We start from the raw sequence: 17,863 nt of genomic DNA on the forward strand, positions 1-17,863 counted from the left end.
GGACCCGCCGCCATATACGGGTCCGGCGTCACCAGGCGGGTTCGAGGTGAACCGTCGGTCGACCGCAATATGACGACACGACGAGCCAGGGAGCGCGAACTGTCATCATAGGTCGGCTTGTCCCCCGATGTCCAGTCCCGGCTTGACCTTCTTCAACCGTGACGTGTATAAGCCGGTGGACCGGTCGATCATTCCCCGGTGCTCAGACCGCCAGGGCGCGGTACGTCGCCTCGGGGCGCGCCGTCCGGACGAACGTCACGCGGCCCCGGTCGTCGGTGATCTCGACGCCCAGGCCGGGCGTCAGGAGCAGCGCACGCACGCCGTGCGCGCGGCGCAGGCCGATGCCGCCGAACGTCGACGCATCCGCCTCGACGAGACGCACGTCCACGATCCGGGAGCGGTCGATGCGCCGTGCGGGCAGCGGCCGGAAGCGCAGGACGACCTGCCGGTCCGTGACGGTGACACCGGTGCGCGCGAGGACGAGCAGGAACCCGGTCACGACCGCGACGACGCCGGGTACGAGCAGCGCCGCCTCGGGTGCGTCACCGGGCCAGGCGAGGACCGCGCTCGACAGCGCGAGGCCGGCGAGCAGCAGGACCGCACCGGTCGCACGCATCCAGGCGGGTGCGACGTCGTGGTCGCCGTGGACCGGCCGGGAGGCCCGGGTCGGCGCGAGCGGTCGGCTCGCGGTGGTCAGTCCCAGGGTCGGGACGCTCATGGTGTCGGTCATGCGGGGGCTCCTGCTGGCACGGGACGGCGTGCTGCGCACGCTGCGGGCGGCCCGGCGCGCAGGGCGCACCGGGCGGCGGCGCGGCGACGCGCCGGCGACGAGCGGGCACCGGTCGGTGGGGTCGGCCCGGGCGGGCTCGTCGCGGTCACGGCGGAGGGCGGACGCGGGCGGTGTGGGGCCGCCGGCATCGACACGGTCCGGGTGACGACTGCGTGAACGGTACGTGACGTCCCTTGGCGCGGGCTGGGCAGCGGACGTCGATGGCCGGAGACCGCGGGCGCCGGGCCGGGCCGGCCGGCTCCGGACTCAGCGCAGGACGAGTGCGACGGCCTCCGCGCGGCTGCGCACCCCGAGCTTCGCGAACACCTGGTTCACGTAGGACTTCACGGTCGGCACCGTCAGGAACAGCTCCGCGGCGATCTCCGGGTTCGACCGTCCCGCGGCGATCCGCTCGAGCACGTCCGCCTCGCGCGGGGTGAGGTCCGGGAAGCGGTCGCGGACGTCGGTCGACGGCGTCGTCGACGCCGACGCGGGCCCCGCGAGCTGCGCGACGAGCCGCGCCCCGACCGAGGCGTCGAAGGTGGCCTGCCCGGACGCGACCGCGCGGATGGCGGTGGCGATCTCGGTGCGCCCGGCGTCCTTCGTGAGGTAGCCGCGGGCGCCGGCACGGAGCGCCGTCACGATCGAGTCGTCGTCGGCGAAGGTCGTGAGGACGAGCACGCCGACCTCCGGGTGCGCCGCGGTGATGCGGGCGGTCGCGGTGGGGCCGTCGACGACGGGCATCCGGAGGTCCATCAGGACGACGTCCGGACGGTCGCGCTCGACGGCGGCGACGGCCTCGGCGCCGTCGGCCGCCTCGCCCACGACCTCGAGGTCCGGCACGAGCGAGAGCACCGTCACCAGCCCGTCCCGCACGATCGCCTGGTCGTCGACGACGAGCACGCGGATCGTCACGACGACTCCCCCGCCCGGTCGGCGACGGGCACGCGCATGGCCACGACGAACGCCCCGTCGCGGATCCCGGCGTCGACCGTCGAGTCGTCGCCCAGCTCCGCGAAGCGCTCCCGCATGCCCGTGATGCCGTGGCCGTCGGAGCCGAGCGGGTTCGCGACCGTGACGGACACGGCGGAGCCGTCCCGGACCACCGACACGGCCACGGGACGGCCGGGGGCGTGTCTGCGGGCGTTGCTCAGTGCCTCCCGGCAGACCTGGATCACGGCGGCGCGGTGCGCCGCGTCGAGGTCGGCGAGTGTCTCGCCACCCTGCGTCGTCACCGTCCCGCCGAAGGACCGGTGGTCTGCGAACAGCGTCTCCAGCCGGGAGGCACGGCTCGGGTCCGGGACGTCGGCCTGCGTCGGTGCCGCCTGGTCCTCGCGCAGGGCGCGGACGGCTCGTCGGGCCTCCGACAGCCCGTCGGCGGCGAGCGTGCGCGCCTCGGCCGCACGTCGGGCGGCCTCGTCGACGCGGCCTGCCTCGAGGAGGGCCTCGACCGCGTCGAGCTGGAGCACGAGTCCGCCGAGGGAGTGGGCGAGCACGTCGTGGACGTCCCGTGCGGCGCGGGCGCGGTCGGCGAGGAGGGCGGCCCGCTGCTGCTCGGCGAGCGCCTCTCGGGAACGCTGCTCGGCCACCCGGTACTGCCGACGGCTGAACCCGATGAGGACGCCGAGGAGCAGTCCGGCGCTCGTGCCGAGGACGAACTGGACCGACGTCTGGAGGACGGTCGCGGAGAGCGCGATCACGACGAGGGCCACCACCGCCCCGACGGCACCGACCCAGACCGGCAGCCTGACCGTGGCACCGAGGAGCACGATGCCGACGATGACCGGGACGATCATCAGCGAGTCGGTGGGGACGACGACCAGGGAGCCGGCGAGGACCATGACGGCGCCGGCGGCGAGCACCACCCGCGTGGACCGACCGAACTCGCGGAGGAGCCAGGCGGCGAGCGCCACACCCCCGGACACCCACACCCACGCCGGGTGGTGGAGGGCGGTGCCGTTCCTCACGAACCAGAAGCCGACGACGACGACCCCGAGCGCGTTCAGTGCCCACGCGAAACCGGAGCGGGGCCGGCCGCCCCCGTCGCGGGGGAGGTCGGCCCGCTCGGGCTCGGTGAGCATGGTCACCGGACCATCATGCCGCTCGTCCGACGGGCGCTGCGGCCGGGGATGCGCTGATCCACGACGACGGCGCGGGCGGCACGGTTCAGGGCGAGGACGAGCAGGATCGTGCCGGTCGAGGTGAGCAGGTGGGCGCCGAGGTGGCCGCCGAGGACGTCGAGGCCGATGCGCACGACGATGAGGACGACCCAGAGCGCTGCGCCCGTCCAGCCGGTGCGGGACTGGAGCGTGCGGCCCTTGCTGTCCGGGGTCGACACGGTGCGGAAGCGGGTGATCGTGCCCATGGTCAGACCGACGCCGATCGTGACGAGGGCCTCGATCGCGAGGAACACCACGTCGGTGGTGGTGACCGTGAGCCCCGAGTTCGCGAGGACGACGACGCCGACGACGCCCATGACGAGCGGCGTGCGCCAGATGCGGGTCGGGTCGAGGTACTGCCAGGTGGCCTGCCGGTAGGCGAGGAAGCCGACGAGGGCGAGACCGAGGAGGACGTTGACGACGAGCTGGGCGGACATCGGGTGGGCCTTTCCGTTCGGGGTCCGGCGGGGGTCCCGTCGGCGTCCGGCGGGGGTTCCCGTCGGGGTGTCCCCAGCCTCGTTCGCGGGCACCCGTGGGCACACCAACCAGGGGTGGGGGTGCGGGTGGTGATCCGCGGTGGTGTTCGATTGGGGCATGGCTGATGCGTTCGACGGGTTCCGGATCGGTGCGGGGTACGCGGTCGTGGAGCCGGACAAGCACCGGCCCGGGTCGTACACGCTCGTGGTCGACGGCACGCCGCAGTCGCACGTGGACCTCGAGGACCCGACGCACCTCGCGTTCGAGTACATCCGGCGGATCGGGCACGCGATCGACCTGCTGCCGGCCGGGCCGATCACGGCGCTGCACCTCGGAGCGGGTGCGCTCACGCTGCCCCGCTACGTCGCGGTGACCCGGCCGGGCTCGCGACAGCAGGTCATCGAACTCGAGCGGGACCTCGTCGACCAGGTGCGCTCGGTGCTGCCGTTCCCCCGTGGGGCGTCGATCCGGGTGCGGTACGGCGACGCGCGCGAGGTCCTGTCGAAGCTGCCCGCGGGGCTGCGGGGTTCGGTCGACCTGGTGGTGGTGGACGTGTTCGGCGGGTCGCAGATCCCCGCGCACGTGACGAGCGTCGAGTTCTACCGGGAGGTCGCGGCGCTCCTGTCGCCGACCGGGATCGTCGCGGTGAACGTGGCGGACGGCGCGGGACTGGCCTTCGCCCGGGGCCAGGCGTCGACGCTGCAGTCCGTGCTGCCCTCGGTGGCGGCGGTCGCGGACACCGGGATGCTCAAGGGCCGCCGGTTCGGGAACATCGTGCTGCTCGGCTCCCCGACGGACCTGCCCGTGGCGGACATGCCGCGGCGGTACTCCTCGGACCCGATGCCGGCGAAGGTCGTGCACGGGGCCGAGCTGCGGGCGTTCGTCGCCGGGGCGCCGATCGTCACCGACCAGACGGCGGTGGCGTCGCCCGAGCCGAACCGGAGCGTCTTCGGCGCCTGATCCCCGGGCGGGGTGGCCCTCCCCTCCTCGTCCTCCACCTCTCTCACCTCCCTCACGAAACGCGCGCGTTTCGACGTCGTGCGCGTCGAACCCGAGGTGGTTCGTCGCACGATGGGCGCGCATGGAGTTCTCGGTCACTATTGCGACGAACCACATGTCGATCGACGCGTGGTTCGTCGCGTCGGCCCCGCGCGCCGTGCACCCCGGCGGAGTTGTCGGGCGTTCGGAGGACCCGACGGGCAGGATGGGATGAACGACCGTGCAGGGCACGACCGAGCGAAGGGACCGCACGCCATGACGAACGACCGGAGCAACGAGGACCGGCCGGCCGACGGCCAGGCGCCGAGCTGGGGGTCCGCGCCGGATGCCGCCGCCGCTGACGCCCCGCGGTACGGCGAGCAGGGCGACGCGCCCCGGTACGGCGAGCGCGCCGAACCCGCGTCGGCGCCGCAGTACGGCGAGCAGGGCGACGCGCCCCGGTACGGCGAGCAGACGGCCGCGCCGCAGTACGGCCAGTCGCAGTACGGGCAGGGCCAGCACGACGACCGGTCCGGCGTACCCGCGTGGAACCACGACCACCAGCAGCAGCCCTACGCCGCCGCGGCAGCGACGAACCACGGCGGGCCGTCGTGGCAGCAGTACGACGAGCCGAAGCCGAAGAAGAAGACGGTCGGCGTCGTGGCGTTCGTCCTCGGGCTCGCGTCCGTGGTCATCGGTGTCGTCGGCGGATGGCTGATGGGGTCGGCACTGGCGAACAGCAGCGCCATCCGGGACCTCGTCCCCACGGACGGATCGACGCCGGACCAGTCGCAGTTGCAGCAGCAGCTCATGAACGACCCGAACGTGATCTCGCAGCTCGGGACCGGAGCGATCGTGGCGGGCATCGCGGCGATCCTCGGCATCTGGGCCCTCGTCCAGGGCATCGTCGCGATCGTGACCAAGCGCGGCCGTGGTTGGGGCGTGTTCGCGATCATCCTCGCGGTCGTCGCCACGATCGCCACGTTCGCGACCTACGTCGGGGTCGCCGCTGCCGCCGCGGTGGGCAACGCGGGCTGACGGCCACCGGACGACCTCCGACGGCCCGTCGTGCTCCGGCACGGCGGGCCGTTCCGCGTCCGGGTGACCCCCGTGCGCGTGGCACCGCTCGCTCTCGGCGGAGCGCGGTTACCCTCGAACCGATGTCCCTCCCGCCCGAGAACCCGCAGCCGCACGACCGGACCGACCGCGCCCGCGACGGCCGCCACGTCGCGCCCGTCACCGCCGGGGTCAGCCCGGGTTCGACCTTCGCGCCGATCAGCCTCCGACCCGCGGTCGACGCCGAGGGCGTGCAGCAGCGCCTCCGCGACCTCGGGCAGAGCCGCAGCACGGAGGCTCTCGCTGAGCGGGCCGAACTGCTGCGCCTGCTCGGTCGGCTGGACGAGTCCCTCGTCGTCGCGGAGGAGGTCTTCCGCCTGACGATGTTCACCGGGGAGCGCCAGGACAAGGTCGCCGCCCGGATCCGCCGCGCGCACGTGCTGCACGACCTCGGGCGCCACGAGCGCGCCGCCACCGAGGCCGCCCTCGCCCGCGACACCGCCCGCACCGAGGAGTGGCCCGAACTCGAGGGCGCCGCCGCCGAGCTCGAGGGCTGGTCGCTGTTCGAGAGCGGCCGCTTCGAGGAGGCCCGCTCGGCCCTCTCCCGCGCCTACCAGGCGTTCCGCCAGGCCGGGGCACCGTCGGAGCGCACCGACGCCCTCCGCACCGCGGTCGAGGCAGCGATGCGCGCCGCCATCTCGACCACCGACGACCAGCAGGAGAAGCCGCGAACGGCCCGTGACGTGGCCGCCCGCCGGGCGGAGGACGACGTCGAGGCGGCGCCGCGGGCCTCCCGGCCGGAGCCGCAGGTCGCGGACCAGGAGCCGCCGGTGCGACGTCGGGTGCTGGGTGCGCCGGACGCGGCCCGCACCGAGGCCGACGACATCTGGGGCCGCATCGCGGCCCGCGCCGCGCGGAAGGGCCAGGCGGACCCCCGCGCAGAACGATGACGGAACGGCTCGACGCCGTCCGTCAGCGCGCCGCCGGGCTCATGGCGGAGCACCTCGACCCGTCCTGGACGTTCGCGTTCGACCACGCGAAGACGCGGGCCGGCCAGTGCGACTTCACGAAGCGACGCATCACGGTGAGCCGTCACCTGGCCGCCCGGTTCACGGACGAGGACGCCGACCAGGTCCTGCTGCACGAGATCGCGCACGCACTCGCCGGGGCACGAGCAGCGCACGGCCCGGTGTGGCGGCGGACGGCCGCGGGGATCGGGTACCGGGGGTCGCGGCTGTACGACGGACCCGTCGCGACCGAGCTCGCGCCGTGGGTGGGGACGTGTCCGGCGGGCCACGAGCACGTCCGGTACCGCACGCCGACGCGGCCGCTGGCGTGTGCGAAGTGCTCCCGGCGGTTCGACGCCCGCAACGTGATCACCTGGCAGCGGCGGTCGACGGCTGCCGCTGGCGCGGAGGCGGTAACCCGTTAGCCTGGGCGGATGCACACGGGGCAGCACATCCGCACGGACGCCGGATCGTCCTGGTTCTTCGACGCCGGACGGATCGCCCTCGACTTCGCGCACACCGGGGGTTTCGCGGACGACCCCGACGGACGCAGACCGCGGTCGCAGCTCGGGGAGCTCCTCGCGACGCCGGCCGACCTCGACGAGTGGCTCGGCGACCACACCGAGCCGATCGACGTCGGTGCGACGGCGCGCGAGCTGCAGGACGCCAGGGCGCTGCGGGCGGCGATCGCCCGGCTCGCGGTGGCCGCTGCCCCGGCTCCCGCGTCGACAGCGGCCGAGCGGACCGCGGTGGCGGCGGGACTCCGCGCAGGGACCGGTCGGACCCGGCCGGCTCCCGACGACATCGACACGGTGAACCTGTTCGCGGCGCTGCCGGACGTGCCGCCGAGCCTCCCGGGTGGTCGCCGCCGGGCCGGGGCGAACCGCGTGCGTCTGGCGCAGGCACTGTCGAGCGTCGCACGGGACGCCGTCGCGCTCTTCACCGAGGTCGGGTTCGACGACGCCGAGGCCGACGGGCGACCGACGCGGCTCAGCCGGTGCTCGGCCGAGGACTGCGGCCTCGTGTTCTACGACTCCTCGCGCGGGGGGACCCGTCGGTGGTGCTCGATGCAGCGGTGCGGCAACCGGGCGAAGGTCCGCGCGCACCGGGCGCGGCGCGCGGCGGGCTGACGCCAGGCGGGGTCTGACCTGGCAGTCCGGATCGCAATGTGCACACGGCTCGAAAACAAGGATTCGGTGTACCGAATCCTCTGGCACACTGGTCCGCATGACCGACACCGCGACCCGCCCCGCCGAGGCGACCGCACCCCGGAAGCGCGCCGCCGGTCTGACGCTCCTCGGCCCCGCGTTCGTCGCGGCCATCGCCTACGTCGACCCCGGCAACGTCGCCGCGAACCTCACGGCCGGGGCGGAGTACGGCTACCTCCTGCTCTGGGTGCTCGTGGCCGCCAACGCGAGCGCGGTGGTGGTGCAGTACCTCTCCGCGAAGCTCGGCGTCGTCACGGGCAGGTCCCTCCCGGAGCACCTGGGCTTGCGGATGCGGCGCACGCCCCGGCTGCTGTTCTGGGCGCAGGCCGAGGTCGTCGCGGCGGCGACGGACATCGCCGAGGTCATCGGTGGTGCACTCGCGCTGCACCTGCTCTTCGGCCTGCCGCTGGTCGCCGGCGGGGTGATCACGGGCGTGGTGTCGATGGCGATCCTGCTGCTGCAGAACCGGCGGGGGACCCGGGCGTTCGAGGCCGTGGTCACCGCGATGCTCGCGATCCTGACGGTCGGGTTCTGCGCGGGGCTGTTGTTCGCGCAGGTGTCGCCCGGCGAGCTCGTCGCCGGGCTCGTCCCGCGCTTCGAGGGCTCCGGGTCGGTGCTGCTCGCGGCGTCGATGCTCGGTGCGACCGTGATGCCGCACGCGGTGTACCTGCACTCGGCCCTCGCCCGGGACCGGCACGGGGACGTCCCCGCGGGTCCGGAGCGCCGACGCGTGCTCGTCGCGACGCGGTGGGACGTGGCACTCGCGCTCGTCGTCGCCGGCGGCGTGAACGTCTGCATGCTCGTCCTCGCCGCGGCGACGCTGCCCGGGGTCGAGGGCACGGACACCATCCCGGGCGCGCAGGCTGCCATCGTGGCGCACGTCGGCCCGGTCGTGGGGGTGCTGTTCGCGGTGGGACTGCTCGCGTCCGGGTTGGCGTCGACCTCGGTGGGCTGCATGGCCGGCGCCGAGATCATGAAGGGACTGCTGCACGTGCGGATCCCGGTGATCGCACGGCGGCTCGTGACCCTGGTGCCCGCGATCGTGCTGCTCGCGGTGAACGCGGACGCGACGATGCTGCTCGTGGTCAGCCAGGTCGTGCTGAGCTTCGGGATCGCGTTCGCGATCGTGCCGCTGGTGGTCTACACCTCGCGGCGGAGCGTGATGGGGGACGACGTCAACGCGATGACCACCCGCGTGGTCGCGGGGGTCATCGCGCTGGTGATCGTGGCGCTCAACGTCGCGCTGGTCTGGCTGACGCTGGCGGGCTGACGCGCGGCGCCGCGGGCCCGGCCGCGCGCACGCACCGTCGGCCCGCCCACGCGCGCGCCGCCGGGTCTACTCGACGACCTTGACGTCCTTCCAGAACGCGACGTAGCCCGAGTAGTCCTTGCCCACACGGTCGAACGACGACGGGATCGGCGTCGGGTACGACCAGGCGCGGTCCGGCAGCTCCTGCCCGTCGACGTGCACGGTGTAGTACTGCGTGTCACCCTTCCACGGGCAGTGGTACTGCGTCGGGCTCTCGGTGAGGAGCTCGGTCTTCACGCTCGACGGCGGGAAGTACCAGTTGCCCTCGATCTGGATGAGGTCGTCCTTGTCGCTCTCCGCGATCACGGTGTCACCGACGACTGCCTTCATGACGTGCTCCTTCTCGGGTCCGTTGTCGCTTGTGGACGCTACGCCCGCAGGGTGACGAGTTCCCCACCGCGGGCCAGCGCCGCCTGCACGTCGGCCCGGTCGAGCTCCCGCGCCCCCTCGGACGCCGAGACGAGGTGCTTCGTGGCCCGCCGGAGCCCGGTGTACGCCGCGCAGGCGGCTGCGGCCTCGGGCGACGTGTGGTCGATCCCGACCGCGGCGAGCGCGTCGAGGACGGCGCCGGCGGCGAGGAGGTCCTCCACCGCGAAGTCCGGTGATCCGGGGACGTCCCACGCCTCGCCGGCGGCGTCCGCCGCGTCCGAGCGGGCAGCGTGGTCGGTTCCGGCGGCGACGATCGCGACGACGCAGCGGTCACCACGGTCGGCCTGGAGGCGCGTCACGCGTTCCGCGATCGCGCTCGCGTTGCCGAGGTGGCCGAGCACGACCTCCGGACCGTCCGGCAGCGCCGCGACGGTGCGACGGAGCGTGTCGTCGTGGCCGCGCGGCGCCGGGAGCACGTCGACCCAGACGAGCAGGTGGGTGTCGTGCGCGATCCGCTCGGCGCCGGCGACGCCCCACGCGAACCGGACCTGGTACTGCTGCTGCGTGCGTGCTGCCACGAGCACAGGGTAGCCGTCCACAGCCCCCTGTCCGTCTCCACAGGTGGGCCGTCCCCCCAGGCTCGGTGACGGTCGGTCACCGTAGGATCCCGTGTCATGGAGATCGCCCCCGTTCCCACCCTGACCGGCGACCGTGTGACCCTCGAACCCCTCGGGGCGGAGCACGCGGACGACCTGCGGGCGGCGGTCACGGACGGCGATCTGTGGCGGACCTGGTACACCTCGATCCCGGCGCCGGCGCAGGTCGACGCCGAGATCGAGCGGCGGCTCGCCGAGCACGAGGCGGGTCGCATGGTGCCGTTCGCGGTCCGGGATCGCCCGACCGGCCGCGTGGTGGGGTCGACCACGTTCATGAACGTCGACCAGGCGAACCGTCGCGTCGAGATCGGTTCGACGTTCCTCGCCCGGTCGGCACAGCGCACGGGCATCAACACCGAGGCCAAGCTCCTGCAGCTCTCGCACGCGTTCGAGTCGTGGCAGTGCATCGCGGTCGAGTTCCGGACGCACTTCCACAACATGCAGTCCCGCGCGGCGATCACGGCGCTCGGTGCGAAGCAGGACGGTGTGCTGCGGAACCACCAGATCGGCCGCGACGGCACCCTCCGCGACACCGTCGTGTTCTCGATCACCGCGTCCGAGTGGCCCACCGTCCGGATGTCCCTCGCCGAGCGCCTCCGTCGGCACGACCGGGCCGAGGGCTCCCGCCGCCGGTCCGCCCGGCACGCCTGAGCACACCGGTCCGTCCGGCAGCGCTCCCGTCACAGTCGGCCCGCGTAGCGTCGAGCACATGCACGTGGGTCTCCGCACCGTCCTCGACGCCCCGGTGGACACGGTCCGCGACGCGCTCCTGTCACCGTCGGTGATGGTCGCGGTCACGAAGCCGTTCCTCCGCTACCGGTCGCGCTCCCCCGAGGGCTTCCCGGCCCGCTGGACGCCCGGTGAGCCGCACCCGATCGCGGCCGACGCCTTCGGACTGTTCCCGAGCGGCGACACCCACGTGGACATCGACCGCTACGAGGTGCAGGGCGTCCCCGTGCAGCGCGACAACGGCGGCGGGGTGTCGGGACTCTTCGGCCGCATGACCATGGCACACCGGATGGCCACGGTCGACCTCGGCGACGGGACGACCCTGCTGCTCGACCGGCTGACCTACCGGATGCGGCCGCCGGTCCTCGGGGTGCTGCTGTGGCCGGGGATGTGGGTCATCTGGCAGTGGCGCGGACTGCGGATGCGGCAGCTCGCCCCCACATGGCGACGTCCGGCGTGACCTGCACGGACCCGCGGAGCCGTGCTCGCCTGCGTGAGCGCCCCGGGCGTAGCCTGGTCGGGTGAGCGACCTGCGAGCAGGAACCGAGCCCCGGACCGACGACGTGGGCACCGTCGCGAGCACGCTCGCGACGGTCGACTGGCGGCGGATGACGTTCGACCTGTACCGCCGGGTCCGGGCGACCCCGGACCCCGAGACCGCGCACGCGTTCTGGCGGGAGACCCGGGACGCGATGTTCGCCGACCACCCGGCGTCGCCCCTGCTGCCCGAGGACGCCGCCGACTTCGAGTCGCTGCCGGTCCCGACGTACGACCCGGACTGGCGGTTCCACGCCCGGATCGAGCCGGCGGAGCCGCAGGCGATGGACGTGGAGACCGGGACGGACGGCGTCGTGCACTTCGACCGTCTCGGCGTGGTGCGGCTCCCCGGCGTCGGGACGCTCGACGTCTGGTCCCACGGCGGGTACGCAGGCGGCGTCTTCGTGCCGGTGAAGGACGCCAGCGCCGGCAAGGCCCGCGGCACCTACGGCGGTGGCCGCTACCTGCTCGACACGATCAAGGGCGCGGACCTCGGTGGTGAGGACGACGAGCTCGTGCTCGACTTCAACTTCGCGTACAACCCCTCGTGCGCGTACGACCCCGCGTGGGCGTGCCCGCTCGCGCCGCCCGGCAACACCGTCCCCGTCCCGATCCCCGTCGGCGAGCAGTACGACTTCTAGCGAGGTGCAGATGAACGGTCTGGTGGCACTCGACCGCGGCGGGAGCGTCCCGCCGTTCGAGCAGGTCCGCGCGCAGATCGCCGCGCAGATCCAGGCGGGCTACCTCGTCGACGGCGAGCGGCTGCCGAGCGTCCGAGGACTCGCGGACGAGCTGGGGCTGGCCGCAGGGACGGTCGCGAAGGCGTACCAGTTGCTCGAGGAGTCGGGACTCGTCCACACCGCACGCGGCGCCGGCACCCGCGTGGTGCGCCCGGCCACGGTGCCGGCGGAGGTCGCGGAGGCAGCGCACGCCCTCGCCGTCGCCGCACGGAGTGCCGGGTTGTCGGCCGACCAGGCCGCCACGGCGCTGCACGAGGCCTGGCCCGCCTGACGCGCCCGGCGGGGCGGGAGCGACCCGCGCCTCCAGGCCGGCTCCTCGCGGACGCGACGCGGCCCGCGCTGCCGCGTCAGCAGTGCTGGAAGACGTACGCGTCGTCGCCGGCCGGCACCAGGTCGCGGTCCCGGAGGATCGTCATCGCCGGCCGCTTCGTCGACGCACACACGGACGACCACGGCCGCACGCTGTTGTCCGTGTACTCGACGTCGATGACGCGCTTCCCGTACGCCTTCGTGTACGCGCCGCACTCCTGGTAGACGAAGCACTCCTCGGCGACGACGAAGTCGAACCCGGTCTGCTTCCGCCCGGAGGCCCCGAGCTGCGGGGTGTTCTTCTGCCCGACGGCGAGGCCCTTGCCGTGCCCGAGCCGCACGAGCGCGGCGGCGAGCGCGAGGTTGCCGGAGCGCGTGAGCCTGCCCTTCGACCGCGTCCACGAGTCGAGGTTGTCGAACTCGACCGCGTCGAACCGCCGGTCGGCGCACCGGCTGACGGTCTTCGTCAGCACCCGGACGATGGTGGCGCGCTTGGCCGCGGTCGTGGTGTCGAGGAGCATCTTGTCCGGCCAGCCCGGGTCGGAGACGGGCTTCCCCGCCGCGTCCCGGAGGATCGCGGTCGGGTGGTCCCGCTTCCACATCCGGGCGTCCTCGGGCTGGGTCTGGAAGCCGTTGACGTAGCAGATCGAGTACTTCCCCGTCGCCGGGCGCGCGGTGCTGTCCCGCTCGACGATCGTGACACCGGCCGGGGGTGTGTACGCGCCACCGAGCTGGTAGTCGGGGACACCGGAGGTCGGCAGGTTCCGGTACGAGGACGCCGGGGTCGCGGTGGCGCAGGCGGCGGTGCCGAGCACGGCCACCAGGGTCGTCGCGACGGTCATGAGCAGGGTCCTGGCACGCATCCGGGCATCCTCGCACGCGCAGGGCGAACGGCCCCACCCCCGGTCCGCGGGGGTGCACCCGCTATGCTGGGGGTACTCGAGGCGCCGATCGCCTCGTGCGTCGTACGGACGCCCCCGACTCCCGACCACCTGTTGGTCGATGATCGAGCACCTCACGAAGGTGCCCAGGCTCTCTGCTGCGGCGACTGCGCCAGCCACCCGTGCTGGTGCGCATCCCGCCCGCGCGCTGCACACGAGCGCGCCCACAGCCGGTCGAACCGGCTGGAAAGGTCACGATGACCGCCACCACCACCGACATCCGCTTCGCCGACCTCGGCGTCCCCGCGCCGATGGCCGACGTCCTCGCCCGCCAGGGCAAGGAGACCGCCTTCCCGATCCAGGCGGACACGCTCCCCGACTCCCTCCGCGGCAAGGACGTCCTCGGCCGCGGCCGCACCGGCTCCGGCAAGACCATCGCGTTCGCGATCCCGCTGGCCGCCCGCCTCGCGGCAAACCCCCGGAAGCGCCGCGCCGGCCGCCCCCGCGCGCTCGTGCTCGCCCCGACCCGCGAGCTCGCGACGCAGATCGACGCGACCCTCGCGCCGCTCGCCGAGGCCATGGGTCTCAAGACGACGACCGTCTTCGGCGGCGTCTCGCAGGGACGTCAGGTCGACGCACTCCGCGGTGGCGTCGACGTGGTCGTCGCCTGCCCGGGTCGTCTCGCCGACCTCATGCAGCAGGGCCACGTGTCCCTCGGCGACATCGAGGTGACCGTCCTCGACGAGGCCGACCACATGGCCGACATGGGCTTCCTCCCCGGTGTGACCAAGATCATGCAGGCGACGCCCGAGCAGGGGCAGCGGCTCCTGTTCTCGGCGACGCTCGACAACGGCGTGGACAAGCTCGTCAAGCGGTTCCTGCACGACCCGGTCCTGCACTCGGTCGACGACGAGACCAGCCCCGTCGAGGCCATGACGCACCACCTCTTCGAGGTCCCGGACGCCGACGCCAAGAAGGCCCTCGTGCGCACGCTCGCCTCGGGTACCGGTCGTCGCATCCTGTTCATGCGCACGAAGCACCACGCGAAGCGCCTCGCGAAGCAGCTCACGAGCCAGGGGATCCCGGCCGTCGACCTGCAGGGCAACCTGTCGCAGGGTGCCCGGGAGCGCAACCTCGCGAAGTTCTCCTCCGGTGAGGCCCTCGTCCTCGTCGCCACCGACGTCGCCGCCCGCGGTGTGCACGTCGACCACGTCGAGCTCGTCGTGCACGTCGACCCGCCGACCGAGCACAAGGCGTACCTGCACCGCTCGGGCCGGACCGCGCGTGCCGGTTCCTCGGGTGACGTCGTGACGATCTCGCTGCCGACCGAGCGGCGTGACGTCGCGCAGATGATGCGCGCCGCCGCCATCTCGGTGAAGCCGCAGCAGGTCACGTCGGAGTCGCCCGCCGTGGCGGAGCTCGTCGGCGAGGTCGCTCCGATCCGCCACGTCGCCCCGGAGCAGCCGGCGCAGCAGCAGCGTGCGCCGAAGCAGCGCACGGCCGAGTCCGACAGCGCGGGCGGCGGTCGTCGTCGTGGTCGCGGTGGCCGGTCGGGAGGCACGGGTCAGGCCGCGCAGGCAGCCCCGGCCGCCGGGTCGGCCGGCTCCGGCAACCGTCGTGGTGGTCGTCCGGCGGACGCCGAGGGCGGTCGTGGCGGCCAGGCGACCGGTGGTCGTCGTGGCGGCCGTGGTGCCGACGCGGCTGCATCGGGCGGTCAGCGTCGCGGGTCCGATGGCGCTCCGTCGGGCGGTCAGCGCCGCGGCGGCAGCCGTCGCGCGTCGAGCGACGTCGTCCGTGGCGGGTCCGCTCCGGTGTGGTCGTCCGAGGGTGGCTACGCGGCGGGCCGTGGAGCCGGGTCCGAGTCGGGCGGAAGCCGTCGTCGTGGGTCGCGCCGTGCCTCCCGTCCGGCGGGTGCTGCCGACCGCCACTGAGGCTCGTCGTCCCCCGAACCTCGACGTCTCCTCCGAACGTGACCGGGCGTCGGGCGTAACTTCTCCTGCACCGGATGCCGCGCGAGCGGCTGACGGGGAAACGTCCGTCGTTGGAAGGAGACCGTATGGCTGGCAGCGAAGAGAACCACACCGGCGAGAAGCTCGTCGGCAAGGTCAAGGAGGGCATCGGCAACCTCACCGGCAACGACAAGCTCAAGGCCGAGGGTCAGACCGACCAGGCCAAGGCGTCGGCCAAGCAGGGCGTCGATGACGTCAAGGACGCGGCGCACGGCGTCGCAGACAGCCTCCGCAACGAGAAGCACTGAAGCCGGTCGCACGACCGAGCTGCGAAGCCCCCAGGACCACGTGGTCCCGGGGGCTTCGTCGTGTGCGGGCGGGCGGGCACGCGGGTGCGTCCGCGCCGAGGTCTGATGTCCGCACGACCAACGTTCATCCGCACCACGGTTTCGCGCAGTGCGAAGCGGCTTTGGTTGTGCGGCGGCCAGCGGAACCGCCGGGGTCGTGTGCGGGCGGCGGGCGGGGCCGCTAGTGCAGGGCGCCGACCGACGCCAGGCCCGCGCGGAGCAGTGCGCCGCGGCCGCCCTCCATCTCGTCGGCGACGGCGTCGGAGGCTGCCTCGATGGGGCTCATCCACGTGAGTTCGAGGGCGTCCTGGCGCGGCTCGCACGTCCCCGTCACCGGGACGACGTACGCGAGGGAGATCGCGTGCTGCCGCTCGTCGGTGTACACGGACGCGCCGGGCAGCGGGAAGTACTCGGCGACGGTGAAGGGCGTCGGGCTCGCAGGCAGCTGGGGAAAGGCCATCGGTCCGAGGTCCTTCTCGAGGTGCCGGAACAGCGCCGTGCGGATCGACTCGCCGTACATCACCCGGCCGGAGACGAGCGTCCGGGCGATCGACCCGCTCGGCGCGACCCGGAGCAGCACCCCGACCTCGGTGACGACGCCGAGGCCGTCGGTCCGGACGGGGATCGCCTCGACGTAGCAGATCGGCAGGCGCCGGCGGATGTTCGCGAGTTCCTCGTCGGACAGCCAGCCGGAGTCGGGGTCGGGGGTGCGCAGCGAGGCCATGCACCGTGTCTACCAGGCACGGCGGCGAGTTCGGCGGACGCCACGGCTAGCGTTGGTCGCATGATCGACAGCGACCTCGTGCAGTGGACCCGCGGCCCGTCCGAGCGTGCGGGCACCCCACTCGTGGTCGCGATGCACGGGGTGGGGTCGAACGAGCGCGACCTCCTCGGCCTCGCACCGGCACTGCCGCCGGCCTGGACGGTGGCCTCACTGCGGGCGCCGCTCGAGTGGGGCCCGGGGTACTCGTGGTACCCGCTCAGCACGCCGGGGTCCCCCGCACTCGGTCCGGTGGACGACGCCGTGGCCGGGGTGCTCGACTGGGTCGACTCGGTCGCCGCCGACCACCCGCGCATCGGACTGCTCGGGTTCTCCCAGGGCGGCTCGATGGCGCTGCAGCTCCTCCGTGCCCGACCGGCGGGCTTCGCGTTCGCGGTGTCGCTCTCCGGGTTCGTGGTGCCCGGGGTGACGGACTCGCGGGACGAGGCCGTGGCAGCGGTCCGTCCGCGGGTGTTCCTCGGGCACGGCGACCTCGACCCCGTGATCCCGGCCGAGGCCACCGCCCGGACGCAGGCGTGGGCCGCCGCGCACACGGACGTGACCGACCGGGAGTACGTCGGGCTGCCGCACGCGGTGTCCGCCGCGGAGCTGGCGGACGTCGCCGCGTTCGTCGGCGACGGCGCGTAGGGAGCCGCGCGCCGCGCGCCGGCGGTACTACGGCCGGGGTCGGTCGATGACGCGAAAGCGACAGATCCGTGCCTCGTGCGCGCGCCGAACTGTCGCTTTCGCGAAAGCGACACCGAGATCTGTCGCTTTCCGAGAACCCACGGTGACCGATGAGCGGACGGGAGGCACGGTGCCAGCTGGCACCGTGCCTCCCGTCCGTCGTGCGGTCGCGTCGTCAGTCCGCGAGGATCTGCAGGAGGTCCTTGCGGAGCTGGTCGACCTTGTCGGTCGCCGCGGCGATCTGCTCGTCGGTCGCCGTCGTCCGGTACATGTGCAGGACGCCCATGGTCTTCCGGAGCGACTCGACGAAGGCGCGCTGCGCGTCCGGCATGCCGGGCGCCTCGAACGCCGCCGCGATCTCGTCCGCCTTCGCCTCGGCCTCGGCCTTGCCGGTATCGGTGAGCTCGAAGAGCGTCTTGCGGCCGTCGCCCGTCGAGACGACGAGGTCTTCGTCGACGAGCTGCTGGAGCGTCGGGTAGACCGAGCCGGGGCTCGGCTTCCAGGCGCCGCCGGTGCGCTCGGCGATCGTCTTGATCACGGCGTAGCCGTTCTGCGGGCCCTCGGCGAGGAGGCCGAGGATCGCGAGACGGACGTCGCCACGGCGACGGCGTTCGCGGCCGCCGAAACCGGGACCGAAGCCCGGGCCGCCGAAGCCGGGACCGAAGCCCGGGCCGAAGCCGCGGCCGGCGCCGAAGCCGCCGCGTTGGTGGTCACCGCGGTCACGGCCGGGGAACCCGGCGCCGTGGTGGTGTCGCGGGCCGCCGAAGCGGGGGCCGCGCTGGTGCTGGTGCTGCTGGGGGTTCATGTCGTCGAAGCGCATGGGGTGTCCTTCCGTCGTGCTGAGTCGGCTCGCGATCCGGTCTGACCGATGGGCCTTCGTCGTATCGCGATGTAGTAACGATAGATCGGTACGTATCGCTGTGTCAACCCTGTTCC

The 17,863-nt window shown here is 73.6% G+C and carries 22 protein-coding genes; 13 read left to right on the top strand and 9 right to left on the bottom strand.

Annotated elements, in window-relative coordinates; genetic code table 11:
• Positions 1-202: 202 nt before the first annotated feature.
• The 4 genes from ABC270_RS00750 to ABC270_RS00765 form a co-directional block, all read right to left on the bottom strand.
• Positions 203-730: a hypothetical protein gene (locus ABC270_RS00750; protein WP_412879024.1), complete on the bottom strand. Its 528-nt coding sequence runs from the start codon at positions 728-730 to the stop codon at positions 203-205.
• A gap of 306 nt (positions 731-1,036) precedes the next feature.
• Entirely contained in the window at positions 1,037-1,684 is a 648-nt protein-coding gene (locus ABC270_RS00755; protein WP_412879025.1) for a response regulator, read from the bottom strand.
• Complete coding sequence (locus ABC270_RS00760) at positions 1,681-2,850, bottom strand: sensor histidine kinase (RefSeq protein ID WP_412882015.1); 1,170 nt, start codon at positions 2,848-2,850, stop codon at positions 1,681-1,683. The genes ABC270_RS00755 and ABC270_RS00760 overlap by 4 nt, the downstream gene beginning before the upstream one ends.
• Before the next feature lie 2 nt (positions 2,851-2,852).
• The gene (locus tag ABC270_RS00765; RefSeq protein WP_412879026.1) at positions 2,853-3,365 is read right to left on the bottom strand and encodes a hypothetical protein; all 513 of its coding nucleotides are present in this window, start codon (positions 3,363-3,365) and stop codon (positions 2,853-2,855) included.
• A gap of 157 nt (positions 3,366-3,522) precedes the next feature.
• Here ABC270_RS00765 and ABC270_RS00770 point away from each other — a divergent pair, with 157 nt between their 5' ends.
• The 6 genes from ABC270_RS00770 to ABC270_RS00795 all read left to right on the top strand — a co-directional run bounded on the left by ABC270_RS00770 (position 3,523) and on the right by ABC270_RS00795 (position 8,924).
• Complete coding sequence (locus tag ABC270_RS00770) at positions 3,523-4,365, top strand: spermidine synthase (RefSeq protein ID WP_412879027.1); 843 nt, start codon at positions 3,523-3,525, stop codon at positions 4,363-4,365.
• Positions 4,366-4,659: 294 nt separating this feature from the next.
• Complete coding sequence (locus ABC270_RS00775) at positions 4,660-5,421, top strand: DUF308 domain-containing protein (RefSeq protein WP_412879028.1); 762 nt, start codon at positions 4,660-4,662, stop codon at positions 5,419-5,421.
• Positions 5,422-5,543: 122 nt separating this feature from the next.
• On the top strand, positions 5,544-6,389 hold the full coding sequence (locus ABC270_RS00780) for a hypothetical protein (RefSeq protein WP_412879029.1): 846 nt from the start codon (positions 5,544-5,546) through the stop codon (positions 6,387-6,389).
• Positions 6,386-6,871: a SprT-like domain-containing protein gene (locus tag ABC270_RS00785; RefSeq protein ID WP_412879030.1), complete on the top strand. Its 486-nt coding sequence runs from the start codon at positions 6,386-6,388 to the stop codon at positions 6,869-6,871. Before ABC270_RS00780 ends, ABC270_RS00785 begins: the two co-directional genes overlap by 4 nt.
• A 9-nt stretch (positions 6,872-6,880) precedes the next feature.
• A complete protein-coding gene (locus ABC270_RS00790) occupies positions 6,881-7,576 on the top strand; it encodes a CGNR zinc finger domain-containing protein (protein WP_412879031.1) in 696 nt (231 codons plus the stop codon).
• 97 nt (positions 7,577-7,673) lie between these two features.
• Positions 7,674-8,924 (top strand): Nramp family divalent metal transporter, encoded by a 1,251-nt coding sequence (locus tag ABC270_RS00795; protein ID WP_412879032.1) that lies wholly within the window; start codon positions 7,674-7,676, stop codon positions 8,922-8,924.
• A 66-nt stretch (positions 8,925-8,990) separates the two neighbouring features.
• On the opposite strand, the gene ABC270_RS00800 is transcribed toward ABC270_RS00795, so the two are convergent.
• Complete coding sequence (locus ABC270_RS00800) at positions 8,991-9,293, bottom strand: DUF427 domain-containing protein (protein ID WP_058724861.1); 303 nt, start codon at positions 9,291-9,293, stop codon at positions 8,991-8,993.
• 38 nt (positions 9,294-9,331) lie between these two features.
• Positions 9,332-9,910 carry a 2-phosphosulfolactate phosphatase gene (locus tag ABC270_RS00805; protein WP_412879033.1) on the bottom strand — a complete coding sequence of 193 codons (579 nt, stop codon included), beginning with the start codon at positions 9,908-9,910 and terminating at the stop codon, positions 9,332-9,334.
• A gap of 96 nt (positions 9,911-10,006) precedes the next feature.
• Here ABC270_RS00805 and ABC270_RS00810 point away from each other — a divergent pair, with 96 nt between their 5' ends.
• From ABC270_RS00810 to ABC270_RS00825, 4 genes are all read left to right on the top strand, one after another.
• On the top strand, positions 10,007-10,639 hold the full coding sequence (locus ABC270_RS00810; protein WP_412879034.1) for a GNAT family N-acetyltransferase: 633 nt from the start codon (positions 10,007-10,009) through the stop codon (positions 10,637-10,639).
• A 58-nt stretch (positions 10,640-10,697) separates the two neighbouring features.
• Positions 10,698-11,177, top strand: a complete 480-nt coding sequence (locus ABC270_RS00815) for a hypothetical protein (RefSeq protein WP_412879035.1) — start codon at positions 10,698-10,700, stop codon at positions 11,175-11,177.
• A gap of 148 nt (positions 11,178-11,325) precedes the next feature.
• Entirely contained in the window at positions 11,326-11,895 is a 570-nt protein-coding gene (locus ABC270_RS00820) for a DUF1684 domain-containing protein (RefSeq protein ID WP_412882016.1), read from the top strand.
• A 10-nt stretch (positions 11,896-11,905) separates the two neighbouring features.
• Entirely contained in the window at positions 11,906-12,265 is a 360-nt protein-coding gene (locus ABC270_RS00825; protein WP_412879036.1) for a GntR family transcriptional regulator, read from the top strand.
• Between the two features lie 76 nt (positions 12,266-12,341).
• Here ABC270_RS00825 and ABC270_RS00830 read toward each other — a convergent pair whose 3' ends face one another.
• Entirely contained in the window at positions 12,342-13,166 is an 825-nt protein-coding gene (locus ABC270_RS00830) for an endo alpha-1,4 polygalactosaminidase (protein WP_412879037.1), read from the bottom strand.
• A 275-nt stretch (positions 13,167-13,441) separates the two neighbouring features.
• Here ABC270_RS00830 and ABC270_RS00835 point away from each other — a divergent pair, with 275 nt between their 5' ends.
• A complete protein-coding gene (locus ABC270_RS00835; RefSeq protein ID WP_412879038.1) occupies positions 13,442-15,115 on the top strand; it encodes a DEAD/DEAH box helicase in 1,674 nt (557 codons plus the stop codon).
• A 125-nt stretch (positions 15,116-15,240) separates the two neighbouring features.
• Positions 15,241-15,441, top strand: a complete 201-nt coding sequence (locus ABC270_RS00840; RefSeq protein ID WP_290133520.1) for a CsbD family protein — start codon at positions 15,241-15,243, stop codon at positions 15,439-15,441.
• Between the two features lie 220 nt (positions 15,442-15,661).
• On the opposite strand, the gene ABC270_RS00845 is transcribed toward ABC270_RS00840, so the two are convergent.
• Entirely contained in the window at positions 15,662-16,204 is a 543-nt protein-coding gene (locus ABC270_RS00845; RefSeq protein ID WP_290133519.1) for an NUDIX hydrolase family protein, read from the bottom strand.
• Between the two features lie 60 nt (positions 16,205-16,264).
• Here ABC270_RS00845 and ABC270_RS00850 point away from each other — a divergent pair, with 60 nt between their 5' ends.
• Positions 16,265-16,888 (top strand): alpha/beta hydrolase, encoded by a 624-nt coding sequence (locus ABC270_RS00850; protein WP_412879039.1) that lies wholly within the window; start codon positions 16,265-16,267, stop codon positions 16,886-16,888.
• A 214-nt stretch (positions 16,889-17,102) separates the two neighbouring features.
• Here ABC270_RS00850 and ABC270_RS00855 read toward each other — a convergent pair whose 3' ends face one another.
• On the bottom strand, positions 17,103-17,747 hold the full coding sequence (locus ABC270_RS00855) for a PadR family transcriptional regulator (RefSeq protein ID WP_412879040.1): 645 nt from the start codon (positions 17,745-17,747) through the stop codon (positions 17,103-17,105).
• Between the last annotated feature and the right edge of the window lie 116 nt (positions 17,748-17,863).

This window comes from Curtobacterium phoenicis (assembly GCF_047238015.1).
Lineage (GTDB): Bacteria > Actinomycetota > Actinomycetes > Actinomycetales > Microbacteriaceae > Curtobacterium.